The organism is Jeotgalibacillus proteolyticus (assembly GCF_050107735.1).
GTDB classification, from domain to species: Bacteria; Bacillota; Bacilli; order Bacillales; family Jeotgalibacillaceae; genus Jeotgalibacillus; species Jeotgalibacillus proteolyticus_A.
The window spans coordinates 125,651-139,151 of record NZ_JBNILO010000006.1 but is presented as its reverse complement, the minus strand read 5'-3'; the positions used below and the strand labels follow the sequence as shown (position 1 = coordinate 139,151).

Below are 13,501 nucleotides of genomic sequence, written 5' to 3'. Positions count from 1 at the left end.
GAGATGCTTCCCTCTGCTGCAGCTTATTAATTTGTAGATTCATCTTCCGCACTGCCGCCAAAAATACCGGAAATCGCATCTATCATTCCCTGAAAGAAATCCTTTACGCCCTGCCAGAATCCTTCATCGTTTACAACATCTCCAAGTTTTTCCTGGATGGTATCAGAAAGCTTGCCGAGCTGTTCAGAAACATTATCAAAATTAATGTTCAGATTTCTCATTTGTTCAAATAAATCTGTTAATCGCTGACGGTCTTCTTCACTTAAGTTAATATTTAAATTGGCCAGCTGTTCTTCAACGATCGCCTCTACCTCTTCCCTTGTGGCAGGGTTCTGGTTGGCAATGGCCTGTTTGATGTCAGCCAGCAGTTCACTTACTTTTTCTTCTTCAATTCCTTCTTCATTCGCAAGATCTGTCGCCAGATTCAGTTCATCATTAGCCACTTCAAGACGTTCCGTATCAAGCTCTTCTCCACTCACTTCATATGCTTTGTAAATTCCTGTTAAAGCGGAGTGTCCACTTACTTTGACAGGTGATGCAACTTCTACTGTTGCATTTTCAATTCCTGCTGTTAAAAGAGCATTGGCATACATGGTGTCGGTTACCTGCGTAATATTCTCGGGATTGACCCGTTCAATTACAAGTCCTTCGCCCTCTTCTTCCCGTGTAATCTTCGCTGAAGAAAACATTTGGGCACTGCGGTCTTCTCCGTCAATATAGCGAACTAAATCTTCCCCCGTTACGACCACTTCTTCTACCATTTCAGGATCCGTCACTCCGAGCATTTTCCTTACTTCGTCCTTTTGAGTATCAGATAGGGTTCCCCCCAGAACCAGAATAGGCAATCCGAATTTTTCATTTATCCCTTCATCCCCGTTTCCGTCAGATGCAGATGCTCCGGCAAGGCCGATCTGCAGCGATAAGATCAAGGCAATACTTAATCCAGTCAAACGTTTTAACATGGTATGTGCTCCTTTTCTAGTAAGCTATTTTCATTTTGCGTCTAAGCAGAACATTTATGTTCTCCTTGTATAAGACGGTTTGTTTGTTAAAAAGGTTTCAATTGATTCACATTAATTTATCCATTTGATCGGAAATTCATATTTTTTAGATTAATAGAACAATCTTCTATATGATGGAGGGACAAACTAAATTGATGGAGGGACACAATGAAACTATTAATGGCAGGCGCAGGAGCAATCGGAGGATATTTTGGCGCAAGACTGGCTGAAAAAGGAGAAGACATCACGTTTTTAGTTCGAAATAAACGAAAGCAGCAACTAATGAAAACGGGTTTACTTGTTGAAAGTGCTCATGGAGATGTAAGCATTACACCCCATTTGCTGACTGCAGGAGAAAAAAGCGGTCCATTTGATGTGATTATCATTTCAACAAAGTCTTATCAACTTGAGGGCGTCATGGAAGATGTTAAGCCTTATGCTGATGAAAAGACCATGATTCTTCCTCTTTTAAACGGCATCGAGCATATTGATAAGCTTGTTCAGGTGTTTGGTGAGGAGGCTGTGATTGGCGGATTATGCTTTATCGAAACCACATTAAATTCGGATGGAGCGATTGTGCAGACGAGTCCGATCCATGATTTGAAATTTGGAGAGCGCAGCGGTGAAAAAACCGAACGAATCACACGGCTCGAGGACGCTTTCAACGGTACAAAAGCAAATATGTCCATGAGCAGCAATATTAATCAGGATATGTGGCATAAGTATTCTTTTATTACTGCTATGTCAGGTGTTACCACTCTTATGCGTTCTGCCATTGGTCCAATTCGGGAACTTGAATCAGGCACTAACACCATTCAAACTCTGCTTGAGGAAATTTATACAGTGATGGTCAAATTGAACGCCCCTGTTAAGGAAGGCCTGCCTGAACTGCAGTTCAAGAAAATGCTTGAAATGGGATATAACATGAAGTCATCCATGCAGCGGGATATGGAGAAAACAAGCGTGACAGAAGTGGATCATCTGCAGGGCTATCTGCTTCAAAAGGCAGCCCAGCTGAATTTGAATGTTCCTTTATTAAGGGCAGTATTTACAAACGTAAAGCTATATGAAGAACAGCTTAAGTAGCTATTTGTATGAAAAACCTGTATAATTGTTCAAAGTAACTTTAAGTAACTCATTCAGTTTTACACTGTTTAATGTAAGGAAGGAGGAGATGCGTATGGCCACGATGTCACTTTGCCCTAAATTTGAACAAGCCTTCCAGCTTCTTGGTAAAAGATGGAATGGCGTCATTATTCGTGTGCTTGCAACCGGTCCTAAGCGTTTTTCACATATTGCAGAGCCGATCCCTCAGATTAGTAATAAGATTTTAACGGAGCGTTTAAAGGAGCTTGAGGAGCAGGAAATCATTGTTCGTGAAGTATTTCCGGAAACGCCTGTCCGCATAGAATATCGATTAACCGATAAAGGGATCTCTCTCACACCTATTTTGGATGAAGTTCAAAAATGGGCAGATCAGTGGATGGACTGTTCATAAGATTCATTTTAAAAAACACGAAACAATATGCCACAAGAATTGATAAAAAGAGCCTGGGACAAAAGTGTCTCAAGCTCTACGACCGGTTCACTTCGCTTCAGGCGGACGCTTTCCCCAGGGACGGCGCTGAGCCCTCCTCAAGGCTTTGCCTTGAGGGGTCTCAGCTTGCCGTCATATCCTGCAGGGAGTCGCCACCTTCCGCTCCGCTCACTTACTACTAGTACTAAAAATATCTTCATTCTTTAAACTTCTTTGAGTTTTGTCTTAGCCTCTTTTAAACCGGTTCTCAATGCCTCAGTCGAACGCATTTTCGATAGTGCACCCGCTGAACCTAATTGGATGTTGTCCTTTCGGAGCAGAGCGGCGTGGACGTTTTAGTCAGAACGTGTATATTCTTTAATTTTTAATTGTCCATTTTCCTGTCCAATGAGCACGCGGTATGTATAGGTTTGATTGACGGGTTCTCCCTCTTCAAGCTCCTCTGCTTCAATCACCGCTTTAACTTCTACATTCTCTGCAACCACGAGTGTTTCCGTTGCTTCAAGTGACAGAGCAGTAGTATCCCGAAACATTTTTCTGAACGTTTCGTAGTTATTTTCCTCTTTAAATTGAGATCCCATCATAGAATAAGCTGTAACGAAATCTCCGAATTGCAAGCTGCTGTAGAAATATTCGACTAAATAAATTGCTGCTTCCTCTTCTGATGGCACGTACACATCGTCAGGCTGTTCAGCATATTGCGGGAAAGCGGGAAGTGTTTCCAACGGCGTTTCAATCCATTCATCCACTTGATCGAGAATATCCAAGACTGGAATACTGTAGCCCAGCCCTTCCTGAGCCTCTTCTGCAGAGGTAATCCCAATCACCTTGAGTGAATCTCCGTGAAGTAATGGTCCTCCGCTGTTTCCGGGTGAAATGGGAGCGGTAATTCGATCTACATTTTTATATACAAACGGATCAATGGTAAATGTCTGATCCACGCCATTAATTTCACCGAGCATAACCGTATTTTGAAAACCCAGCGGACTGCCTAAAGCTAGTACTGGAGCTTTTAATTCCGGAGGATTTTCTTCGATTTCCAACGGCTCTTTTCCCTCCATTTCCTCCACCCTGACTACCGCAATATCTTCTGATTCGCTGATTCCAATCACTCTGCCAGTGTGCCGGTTCGCCTGAGCAGTTACCACAGTTACTTCATGTGCATTGGCAACCACATGAGCATTTGTTATAAAGTCTCCGTTTCGATTATATAAAAAACCCGATCCAATTGAACCTATAGGTGTTTCAATTTGGATCACTTTGTTTTGTGCTTCAAAAATAGCTTCCGCCTTATTCTCATTTAACTCATCAAGCAATTGTTCATATGCGCCGGATTGTTCGTCCACCAGGTATGATTTTTGTTCCGGTGCATGATCCTCCATGTAATCCCTGATCCATACTACAGAGAAGATGGTTGCCGCAAGCATGAAGAGTGATAAAAGGATAGAAGCAGCCCAATTCATTCTCATTGTATCCCTCTATTCTACGTCCCAAGTAATGTTCATAATTTCTGCATTTAATTCTTCACCTTCAAGGCTAATGGAATCTTTAAATTCGCCCTCTTCATTGACCATGAGGTCCGAAGGGTTTACAGAAACGGTGCTTTCAGATACCAGTTCATCCTTGTTGTTAAAGATCCCCCAGGTGAGGCGTATATCTTTTATCTGCCGGGTTCCTCTATTCTCCACTTTCCCCATCAGCTCGATGGTTCCGGGCTCTGAAGTGACGACGTCCCATTCTTTAATAGAGACAGATTCTGTCCGGTTAAAATGATCTTCTCTTTCTGCTTCTTTCATTGCATCCTGAAGCCGGTCATATTCTTCCGTCTGATATGCCAGACGTGCTTCTTTGATCTCTGCCTTAAATGCAAGCAGGTCCTCATGGTTGGAGGTGTACCCTAAACCAATTTCCACGATATTCAGCGCTTCAGAAAACTGGTAGGACTCCATTTTTTCACTGGCTTCTGCAATGGTTTCCTGAGCAATCTTTTCTTTTATCTGGTTTTTTACCTGAACAGCAAATTCACTTTCCATATCAGATATTTCCAGCAGTTTTCCTGCTAATGCCTGCATAGACAGTGGATGTTCTATATCGTTTTGAATACCGAGAATCACACTCTCATCTCTTAATTCAATTAATTGATCCTTATATAAGAAATACAATTCATTTTGTCTGGCTTCCATCTTCTCAATCATTTTATCCATTTCAATTTCTGCTTTTTCAATTTCTTCTGCATCAAGTTGGCTTGAAAGACGTTCAACGCTCCTTTCAAATTCTTTTGCATCTTTTACGGCTGTGAGACTGGCTTCAATTCCCTCAATGCCAGGTCTAGTTTCATATGCCTCCTGCAGCAAGTTCTCCGCTTCATCCCATTTATGATTAAACGCTTCGCTCTCACCTTCTGTTTTCCATTCAATTACTTGAGAATTAAGCCACTTTTCGTAAAAGAAGATAGAAACGATTGTGATGAAGCATAAGCTGAAAACAATTAAAAAGACTTTAAAAGGCGCTTTGTTTCGATTGTTTTTAATATATTTATTTTGATCATTACTAGCAGATCTGTCTTCGTTCATATCGTAGCCCCCTACCTTTCACTTACCCTCTCTAAGGACAATTCACTCTACTAGCTTCCAAAAAACTACAGACTTATACTAAGAACCCCAGTCTGAAGAGAACACTGCCTCAGCCTGCTGCTATTTTGTTAAATTCCAGCCTTTAAAAAGCCGGTGACCCTCTGCATTATTCAATTTTTATCACTGAATAAATAATATCTCAAATTCGAGAATTATTTATTCGAAATAGGTTGACAGTCCGATTTATACCCACTATAATAAATTACAAATACTAACTAAGTTACTTATCGTAACTAAATAGGAGGAACTAATATGACAAAAAAATGGGTAGTTGACAGTGTGCATTCCGGAGTGGATTTTTCAGTAAAGCATATGATGATTTCACGCGTTAAAGGTTCTTTTCAGGAATTTTCTGCAGAGGTAGAAGCCGATGTGAATGATATGACAACCGCTTCAATCAACTTCACAATTGACGTAAGCAGTATTGATACCCGCAGCCAGGATCGCGATAATCACCTTCGTTCAGCTGATTTCTTTGATGTTGAAAAATATCCTTCCATTACCTTCAAATCAACAGATGTAAAAAAAATCGGTGATGATGAATATGAGCTGACTGGCGATGTTACGATCAAGGATGTAACCAAAAAAGAAACATTTACAGTTGAGTACGAAGGCGCCGGAAAAGATCCATGGGGTAACGAAAAAGTCGGCTTTTCTGTGAACGGAAAAATCAACCGTAAAGAATACGGCTTAACGTGGAACCAAACGCTTGAAACTGGCGGAGTACTTGTCGGCGAAGACATCAAAATCAACCTGCAAATCCAGGCACAGCAAGCATAATAAATAAGAATCAGGAGGCTGGGACAAAATTGTCCCAGCCTCTTTGACTGGTTCGCTTCAGGTGGACGCTTTCTGCAGGGAGGCGCTGAGTCTTTCAAGGGTGTTGCCCCTGTATAAAAGGCTCAACTTGCCGACCTCATTTTTCAAACTTTTTGAGTTTCGTCCCAACCTCTTTTTTTATGGCAGCAGTGAGAAAAGAGTAAACAGAAAATATGGACTCAACAGACCCTATGTTTTGATTTTCCAAATGATCCTCTGTATAATTTTGTCTAAACTTCACAAAATAATAATGAACACATTCCTATAAAGAATGGAGAGGATTATTATGAAGAAAAAAGAAAATGAAGATCAACAATACAAAGAAGAATTTGCAGATGAAGTGATCAATAGTCAAATACAGGATATGTATGAGGATGGCACAGTTGACCGCAGCGAGCGTACAGCTAAAAAGACCGGCTCAGTAAAAGGCGACAAAAAAAACAGCGGTCCTAATTACCCTGCCACCTAAAAAACGTGATTCACTCGAACAACAGCAAGTAAAAGCCACCATGACCGGGCTTCCGGTTATGGTGGCTTTTCAATGATCTAAAAAACGCGCGTGTTTTAAGCGCGTTTAATAGGAAGACTGCAGCAGCGGAATGACCCGCCTGATTTAATGATTTCTGAAATATCCAGTTCGATCACCTTATATCCGGCATCTGTCAGCTTTTCATTGATTTCCTTATTAACCGGAAGACTTAGCATGGTTTTATTACCCAATGATAAGACGTTAGGCCCCATCGTAAACTGTTCTTTTTCATTAACTTCTATTAACGTATAGTGAGCTTTAAACCGCTCTATTGTCTCCTGATCAAATGCAGGAGAATAGATTAACGCCTCAGTTGGCGACACAATATTAAATAAACAGTCCAGGTGCAGATATTGCGAATCAAATGGGACGGCAATCACTTTGTGATCCGGCAGCTTGCTTTGAAGCTCAGCAATGGCTTCGTTCGTCGTGCGTGAACTTACTCCAACCCAAACGGTGGATCCGTCCACAATAACGTCCCCGCCTTCAATGGATGAATGAATCTTTTCATGCTTCATTCCCATTTCAGTCAGCCAGTCCTCAAGGATTACCTCTTCACCCGTTCTTACATCTGTTCCCATCGTTGAAATAAAAACGGTATCGTTAATCGTAAAACCAATATCCCGGGTAAATACCTGTTCAGGAAATGTATTAATCGGCGGCAGCTGAACGACATCGGCTCCATGAGTATGCAGTGCCTGAATAAAATTTCTGTGCTGTTCCATCGCTTTTTCTTGATTTATATTTTCATCCAGGAAATGCTTTTGAGTCTCGTTAATTGCTTTTTCAATTTTCATAAAGGCTGGAGGACAAACTAACACTCTTTCTAGCCTGTCATATTCATTTTCACATGAAATTATACCGCTGCTTTCTTTTCTTTCCATCAACATATCTGGCCCTCCGTTATCCATTTCGGGTTAGTCAGCATAAACGTTGTCTAAACCCTTTTGGGTATTATTCCTTTTTCAACTAAAGATTAAACGGATTTTAAGGATAAAATTTTAAAGGCAGCTAGTGTAAAGTGTTTATGTGCATCGCTGAGGGATTGGCTGGATGAATTGCAGGAGTATTACAGCTTTCTGCTAACTAACAGTATATGTGTGATGATAAATGTCTGTGACGATCCACTGCTAGCTCGCAGTTTATATTGGTATCGAGCATTTAAAGGACAGGAGCTCGCGATCCTGAGGATAAAAAATGCTCTTCACGGTAAGTTGTGGATCGTGAAGAGCATGGTGTGGTCCTTATGGCTGCGGGGTCGTATCAGAGTTCATTTGAAAGATGGCCAGGTGATCTTTCTGCCAGATGGCCTCTGATGATAGGGCCCCATTTTTCATATTCCACTAAAAATCCGTCATGCCCGAAAGCTGTTTCTACCTCGTGGAAGAATCCTTTGGAGGTGAACTGAATGAAGGAATGAATCTCATCCGGCGGGTACAAAAGATCACCTGTGAAGCCGACGCCAACGACTTCAGCCTGAATGAGATTGGCAGCCTTTTGGATGCCTCCCCGGCCTCGTCCAATGTCGTGTCCGTTCATGGCATAAAGCAAATACAAATAACTGTTTGGATCAAATCTCCTTGTGATCTTTTCCCCTTGATAACGAAGATAGGATTCGACCTGATAATAAGGACGATCATCTTCAGCCGGCTTTTCTTCTCTGGAAAAACGATTGGTAAAAAGAGAAGGGCTTCGGTACGTAACAAGCCCTACCATGCGGGCCACCTCAAAGCCTTTCACATCGCTTGCCTCTTCATAATTTCCGCCATTCCACCTCGGATCCTGTTCAATCGCATGAATACCGATCCGGTTAAAGGCGATCCCATAGTCACTCAAGGCTGGAGTAGCCGCTAAGATAAACAGCTGATCCATAAAATCGGGGTAAAGAATTCCCCATTCGAGGGCCTGCATGCCTCCAAGCGATCCTCCCACCACCGCTCTTACGTGAGAAACGCCAAGCTTTTCAAGCGCCTTGTACTGGGCGTGAACCATGTCTCTGACCGTGATAAATGGAAAAGATAATCGGTAAGGTTTGTTTTCACCATCCGTGGAGGCAGGGCCGGATGATCCGCTGCATCCTCCCACTACGTTAAAGGTGATTGCCTGATACTGCTGCAGGTCAACCGGCGAATCATAACCAACAAATCCTCTCCACCATCCCGGCTCTTCTTCTGTTCCCACAGTCTGGTGGCTTCCTGTTAACGCATGACAGATCAGAACTGCCGGCAATTCTGGGTTTCCGACTCTTTCGTAGCGCAGGGTGACATCAGGAAGAACTTTTCCTGATTCCAGGATCAGGGGGCCTATCTTCAGCGTGTCTTCCACCCGTTCGACTTTTTGTTTTATTCCATTGTCATTCACCGGGTATCAACTCATTTCAAATAGGTTTTATTTATGGGCGCAACGCAACATCTGCGGATAATTGAATCGCCTGCTCCAGATCCGCAATCAAATCGTCTGCTGATTCTATCCCTACTGACAAACGAATCTGCTCTTCCGACACACCGCTTGCCGCCAAGTCTTCCGGTGTCAACTGAGCATGGGTTGTAGAGGCAGGGTGAATAATGAGAGACTTGGCATCACCCACATTGGCCACATGGGACCATAAAGCGGTTTGATCGATCACTTTTCTTCCAGCTTCTCTTCCCCCTTTAATGCCAAATACAATAATAGATCCCGGTCCCTTCGGAAGATATTTAGAAGCTAAGTGATAAGACGGATGATCTTCAAGCCCCGGATAAGATACCCATTCCACTTGAGGATGTCCATTTAAGTATTGGGCTACTTTTTTTGCGTTTTCAATGTGGCGGTCGATCCGCAGGTGAAGCGTTTCAAGCCCTTGAAGAAGCAAGAAGGCATTTTGCGGACTTAAGCATGCTCCAATGTCTCTAAGCAGCTGTACACGAAGCTTTGCGATATATGCCGCTTCTTCCAAGTCTGCAAATTTCAGCCCATTATAGCTTGGATCAGGTGTTGTGAAATCTGGAAATCGGCCGTTTGCAAAATTAAAACTACCTCCGGAAACAACCACTCCGCCGATCGTAGTGCCGTGACCGCCAATCCATTTTGTTGCAGAGTGTACAACAATATCTGCGCCGTGCTCAAGTGGTTTATTTAAATAAGGTGTGGCAAATGTGCTGTCAACGATGAGAGGGACCCCTTCCTCATGAGCCACTTCAGCCACTTTTGCAATATCTAAAACGTGAAGACTCGGATTGCCGATCACTTCTGCAAACACAGCTTTTGTTTTAGGGGTAATGGCGTGTCTGAAGTTTTCAGGGTCCTTAGGGTCTGCAAATTTAATTGTAATTCCATATTTCGGCAGGGTAGAAGTAAATAAGTTATAAGTCCCTCCGTATAAATCGGTCGCTGCCACTACCTCATCCCCCGCACTGGCAACGTTCAGGATGGCAAGGGTAATGGCCGCCATTCCGGAGGATACAGCGACAGCACCAACTCCACCTTCAAGAATCGCCATCCGGTCCTCAAAAGCAGCTACAGTAGGATTCCCTATTCTGGTGTAAATATTGCCAGGCTCCTCAAGAGAAAATAATTTTTGGGCATGATCAGCACTGTCAAATACATAAGAAGTCGTCTGGTAAATAGGGACTGCCCTGGATCCTGTAGCAGAATCCGGCGCGGCTGCACCATGCAAAAGCAGTGTTTCAATGCCGTATTGGGGATTTGAGTTTGTCATCATGAATCTCTCCATTCCTTTTTTAGAATTAGCTGGACAACAGTTTCATTTGCTTCTCTTCACCGCGCCTTAAACTTGTCGGGCCTGGACCAGCGCTTTGCACTTTTCTTTGATCCAGTTCCAAGCGCTAGGCCCTCGAGGTTTTAAGTCACGGTGCAAATCCACCAAAAACCAGGTGGATTGTGCACCCCGCCTTAAACTTGTCGGGCCTGAACGAGCGCTTTGCACTTTTCTATATAAAAAACCCCCTTCATAAGAAGAGGGTTTTGTCCTCCTCTTATCTTTCAGATTAAAATTAATCTGTAGGAATTAGCACCTTTCCGAAAAAAGCATTCGTTGGTTGCCGGGCATCGCAGGGCCTAGTCCCTCCGCCACTCTGGATAAGAGTATATTAAGTTAGGTGGTTACGAATCTCTTGTTGTGGATTATAGAGCAAACTCTAGTTGAAAGTCAACCTTTTTCAGATAATTTAGTTTATACATTTCTACAGGTTAGTCATGTATTCCTACTTTATGTGAACATACAAAATTTATCACCATCTGCTTTAATCAAGATAAATGACAAAATCATCATCTTCTTTAAGGATCTCAATATTTTCCGGCACCTTTAGAAGGATCGCTTCAGTCCCCGCCTGATAGTCAAATCCCATACCTGAACGGCCGCTTGGATTAAATTGAGATAAAATCATCGGCTTTGAAAATTGAGTATACGAAATTTCACCTGTTGACGATGAAGTAAAGATAAGTTGGTTTTCAACCGCATTGATCTCCGTGTCTTCAAACTCATGAGAGATATCTATGCCATTTAACCGATCGGGAGAACGATAATGGACAAGCTGAATTTCCCCTTCTTTTTCCACCCGCTCAATTGCGATAACAGCCATTGTCTCTGAAAGCATTCCGGGCTGTATTAATAATGTATTTTTATCAAAGGGAATCGTTTTTTCCACAATCAAATATTCTTCCGGTATCTCTTCAAAGTCTCCGCGATGAGCTGCTTCATAGACCTCCGCCCCCTCTTCAAACGCTTCTTCCCGGGAGCCCAGCGCTTCTTTTGTGTCTTCCATTTTAAGTTCCGGCAAAAGGTAGTAAAGAACCATCGACAGAAGAAGAATCCCCACATACCCCGCAAGAACGATAAACATTTTCTTTGTGGAAAAAAGGATCTTTCTTTTTTTTGGTGCTTTTCTGAACAAAAAGAAGATCCCTGCAAACACAAGACAAAAGAAGACAAATTGAAAAACAATCATCATACTCTCACCTCCCGTTTATTAAGGAATAAAATGGCTGCTGCAAACAGCAATAAAGCTGAAAGCAATATTTTTAAGCCAAATAAAAGAAGGGATGGCTCCTGAAAATAAAAGATGTAAATTTGTTTAAAAATGAAAAACTGTCCCAGAAACATCGGTAAAAAAAGGATAATGGCTACAAAAGCAAATCCCAATATACGGTTTAGTTGTGTAAGAACCCCTAGAAAATAACCGAGCGCTGCGGCTGCAAGCAAATAAAAAAATGTTCCTCCTGCAGCAAGCAACAGCTCCTGAGGCGACCCTGCCGAACTGTAGCCAAACAGATTCTGGGAAGGATTCGTAAAATAAAAAATCACATACAGTAAAAAAGTACTTAACACGGTAGTAAGGGTACCAACTGCTGCACCTGTTATCAGATAAAGTGCGTTTGAAAGCTGGCTGCTCAATCGATTGGTTATAAAAGAAAAGTCCTCGTATCGGTACGCTCTGGTCGTCAGCAGAATAGCCGTTATAAACATCCACAATACAGTGAAGAAAAAGACTATATCACTGGAGTATGTATCGACAGATATCGTTACATTCATATCGGATGTACTGCTCCCGCCTGACCCTATAAATGAAAACACAAGCGCGATCAGCTGAATAATGAGCAGTGATTTTATCGCATCGTAGTAGGAAAAAAGTTTGTACTTATACTGTTTTTTAACGGCTTCTCCCAACGTTATTTTAGTTAAAGACATCGTCAATTCCCCCTTTATGCGGCTGGGTTAAATACACACATAGATCACTCGCACTCACAGCTGAAAATTGAAGTCCCATACTTACCGCTTCAGCCTTTTCCCTTGCTGAAAAATCATTTTTTACTACAGCATAAGCCGCTCCAGGACGTGTCTGTTTTTTATAAATTTGGTGATGATTGCGCATCCAGTCTCTTAAAGCCGGCTCGGGACCATGAACCCCCATCGCATATTCTTTCAGCTCTTCGACCGGCATGTGAAGATGCTTTGTACCGTTTTTAATCAAAAGAACTTCTTCAATCAATTCATCTATTTCGTCAAGATGATGGCTTGAAAGCAGGATGGTTCTTGGATGTGAAAGATAATCCTTTAACAGTGCTCGGTAAAAATCCTTACGAACAGAAGCATCCATTCCGGTGGTTGGTTCATCGAAAATGGTGAGCTGACAGCGTGAAGCAAGACCTGCGATTGCATTAAAGGTGTTTTTTTGTCCTTTAGACAGCTGGTTATGGTGCTGCATAGGATGAAGCGCAAAATAATCCAGCAGCCGGTCTGCAAGCTTCTTATCCCACTTTTCATAAAAGAAATGATGATGATCGAGAATTTCCCTGAGTGTAAGTGCCGGAGGATATTGAACGTATTCATCTATGTAAATGCTGTTGGCCGAAACCAGAAGACTGTTAAAAGGGGATTCGTTAAATACCTGAATGGTTCCTGAGCTCTTTTGCAAAAAACCAGCTGCTATCTTTAACAGGGTTGTTTTACCGGCTCCATTTCTGCCAATTACACCTGTGATAGTGTTTTCTTTGATGGCTACCGTTAAATCCTGCAAGGCGGTCTTGCTGCCAAATGTTTTAGACAGATCGCGGCATTCAATTGTATTCATTCTGCATCCCCCTCCCGATTTCTTTTTGCCTTTTGAATCATAGCGATTAATTCCTCTTCTTTTACATGAAGATGCTCCGCTTCTTCTACAATTTCATCAACCAGCTTTTTCAATGTCTGATTGATTCTTCTGTGCCGGATCATCTTTTTCGCATCTTGTGACACAAACATGCCCAACCCCCGCTTTTTATATAAGATTTTTTCTTCCGCCAAAAGTGTCAATCCCTTCGCTGCAGTAGCCGGATTAATGGTAAATAAATCGGCTAGCTGGTACTGGGAATAGATTTTTTCATCGGGAGTAAATTTCCCCTGTAAAATTTCTGTTTCCAGCCATTCGGCTATTTGCATATAAATGGGCTTCGTCCCATCCGTGTTGAGAATCATCTTCACACCCCCCTATCTAACATAGTGCAT

14 protein-coding genes and 1 riboswitch are annotated in these 13,501 nt (G+C 42.3%); of the genes, 4 read left to right on the top strand and 10 right to left on the bottom strand.

All coding sequences use genetic code 11. The annotated features are described in order from the left end of the window. Positions 1-26: 26 nt before the first annotated feature. On the bottom strand, positions 27-962 hold the full coding sequence (locus ACQCT8_RS11100; protein WP_426871093.1) for a DUF1002 domain-containing protein: 936 nt from the start codon (positions 960-962) through the stop codon (positions 27-29). Positions 963-1,169: 207 nt separating this feature from the next. Between ACQCT8_RS11100 and ACQCT8_RS11095 the strand changes: the two genes are divergently transcribed. Further along, positions 1,170-2,087, top strand: a complete 918-nt coding sequence (locus tag ACQCT8_RS11095; protein ID WP_426871091.1) for a ketopantoate reductase family protein — start codon at positions 1,170-1,172, stop codon at positions 2,085-2,087. Between the two features lie 94 nt (positions 2,088-2,181). Then, positions 2,182-2,499: a winged helix-turn-helix transcriptional regulator gene (locus tag ACQCT8_RS11090; RefSeq protein WP_426871089.1), complete on the top strand. Its 318-nt coding sequence runs from the start codon at positions 2,182-2,184 to the stop codon at positions 2,497-2,499. A 374-nt stretch (positions 2,500-2,873) separates the two neighbouring features. Here the strand turns inward: ACQCT8_RS11090 and ACQCT8_RS11085 are convergent, their stop codons facing one another. Beyond that, positions 2,874-4,007, bottom strand: a complete 1,134-nt coding sequence (locus ACQCT8_RS11085) for a S1C family serine protease (RefSeq protein WP_426871087.1) — start codon at positions 4,005-4,007, stop codon at positions 2,874-2,876. A 9-nt stretch (positions 4,008-4,016) separates the two neighbouring features. After that, on the bottom strand, positions 4,017-5,111 hold the full coding sequence (locus tag ACQCT8_RS11080) for a hypothetical protein (protein ID WP_426871085.1): 1,095 nt from the start codon (positions 5,109-5,111) through the stop codon (positions 4,017-4,019). A 312-nt stretch (positions 5,112-5,423) separates the two neighbouring features. Between ACQCT8_RS11080 and ACQCT8_RS11075 the strand changes: the two genes are divergently transcribed. Then, complete coding sequence (locus ACQCT8_RS11075) at positions 5,424-5,951, top strand: YceI family protein (RefSeq protein WP_426871083.1); 528 nt, start codon at positions 5,424-5,426, stop codon at positions 5,949-5,951. Between the two features lie 325 nt (positions 5,952-6,276). Continuing rightward, positions 6,277-6,459: a hypothetical protein gene (locus ACQCT8_RS11070; protein WP_426871081.1), complete on the top strand. Its 183-nt coding sequence runs from the start codon at positions 6,277-6,279 to the stop codon at positions 6,457-6,459. Positions 6,460-6,554: 95 nt separating this feature from the next. Here ACQCT8_RS11070 and ACQCT8_RS11065 read toward each other — a convergent pair whose 3' ends face one another. From ACQCT8_RS11065 to ACQCT8_RS11035, 7 genes are all read right to left on the bottom strand, one after another. Then, positions 6,555-7,409 carry a dimethylarginine dimethylaminohydrolase family protein gene (locus ACQCT8_RS11065; RefSeq protein WP_426871079.1) on the bottom strand — a complete coding sequence of 285 codons (855 nt, stop codon included), beginning with the start codon at positions 7,407-7,409 and terminating at the stop codon, positions 6,555-6,557. Between the two features lie 373 nt (positions 7,410-7,782). After that, a complete protein-coding gene (gene metX / locus ACQCT8_RS11060) occupies positions 7,783-8,880 on the bottom strand; it encodes a homoserine O-acetyltransferase MetX (RefSeq protein ID WP_426871077.1) in 1,098 nt (365 codons plus the stop codon). Positions 8,881-8,911: 31 nt separating this feature from the next. Further along, on the bottom strand, positions 8,912-10,216 hold the full coding sequence (locus ACQCT8_RS11055) for an O-acetylhomoserine aminocarboxypropyltransferase/cysteine synthase family protein (protein WP_426871075.1): 1,305 nt from the start codon (positions 10,214-10,216) through the stop codon (positions 8,912-8,914). Positions 10,217-10,490: 274 nt separating this feature from the next. After that, a riboswitch (SAM riboswitch) is annotated at positions 10,491-10,603 on the bottom strand. 157 nt (positions 10,604-10,760) lie between these two features. After that, on the bottom strand, positions 10,761-11,468 hold the full coding sequence (locus ACQCT8_RS11050; RefSeq protein ID WP_426871073.1) for a hypothetical protein: 708 nt from the start codon (positions 11,466-11,468) through the stop codon (positions 10,761-10,763). Next, on the bottom strand, positions 11,465-12,205 hold the full coding sequence (locus ACQCT8_RS11045) for a hypothetical protein (protein ID WP_426871071.1): 741 nt from the start codon (positions 12,203-12,205) through the stop codon (positions 11,465-11,467). Before ACQCT8_RS11045 ends, ACQCT8_RS11050 begins: the two co-directional genes overlap by 4 nt. Next, entirely contained in the window at positions 12,192-13,088 is an 897-nt protein-coding gene (locus ACQCT8_RS11040) for an ABC transporter ATP-binding protein (RefSeq protein WP_426871069.1), read from the bottom strand. The genes ACQCT8_RS11045 and ACQCT8_RS11040 overlap by 14 nt, the downstream gene beginning before the upstream one ends. Beyond that, on the bottom strand, positions 13,085-13,471 hold the full coding sequence (locus ACQCT8_RS11035) for a GntR family transcriptional regulator (RefSeq protein WP_426871066.1): 387 nt from the start codon (positions 13,469-13,471) through the stop codon (positions 13,085-13,087). Before ACQCT8_RS11035 ends, ACQCT8_RS11040 begins: the two co-directional genes overlap by 4 nt. Positions 13,472-13,501 lie beyond the last annotated feature (30 nt).

Coding starts and splice junctions, on each gene's coding strand:
- ACQCT8_RS11100 (WP_426871093.1), bottom strand. CDS start 962: ATGTTAAAACGTTTGACTGGATTAAGTATTGCCTTGATCTTATCGCTG.
- ACQCT8_RS11095 (WP_426871091.1), top strand. CDS start 1,170: ATGAAACTATTAATGGCAGGCGCAGGAGCAATCGGAGGATATTTTGGC.
- ACQCT8_RS11090 (WP_426871089.1), top strand. CDS start 2,182: ATGGCCACGATGTCACTTTGCCCTAAATTTGAACAAGCCTTCCAGCTT.
- ACQCT8_RS11085 (WP_426871087.1), bottom strand. CDS start 4,007: ATGAGAATGAATTGGGCTGCTTCTATCCTTTTATCACTCTTCATGCTT.
- ACQCT8_RS11080 (WP_426871085.1), bottom strand. CDS start 5,111: ATGAACGAAGACAGATCTGCTAGTAATGATCAAAATAAATATATTAAA.
- ACQCT8_RS11075 (WP_426871083.1), top strand. CDS start 5,424: ATGACAAAAAAATGGGTAGTTGACAGTGTGCATTCCGGAGTGGATTTT.
- ACQCT8_RS11070 (WP_426871081.1), top strand. CDS start 6,277: ATGAAGAAAAAAGAAAATGAAGATCAACAATACAAAGAAGAATTTGCA.
- ACQCT8_RS11065 (WP_426871079.1), bottom strand. CDS start 7,409: ATGTTGATGGAAAGAAAAGAAAGCAGCGGTATAATTTCATGTGAAAAT.
- ACQCT8_RS11055 (WP_426871075.1), bottom strand. CDS start 10,216: ATGACAAACTCAAATCCCCAATACGGCATTGAAACACTGCTTTTGCAT.
- ACQCT8_RS11050 (WP_426871073.1), bottom strand. CDS start 11,468: ATGATGATTGTTTTTCAATTTGTCTTCTTTTGTCTTGTGTTTGCAGGG.
- ACQCT8_RS11045 (WP_426871071.1), bottom strand. CDS start 12,205: ATGTCTTTAACTAAAATAACGTTGGGAGAAGCCGTTAAAAAACAGTAT.
- ACQCT8_RS11040 (WP_426871069.1), bottom strand. CDS start 13,088: ATGAATACAATTGAATGCCGCGATCTGTCTAAAACATTTGGCAGCAAG.
- ACQCT8_RS11035 (WP_426871066.1), bottom strand. CDS start 13,471: ATGATTCTCAACACGGATGGGACGAAGCCCATTTATATGCAAATAGCC.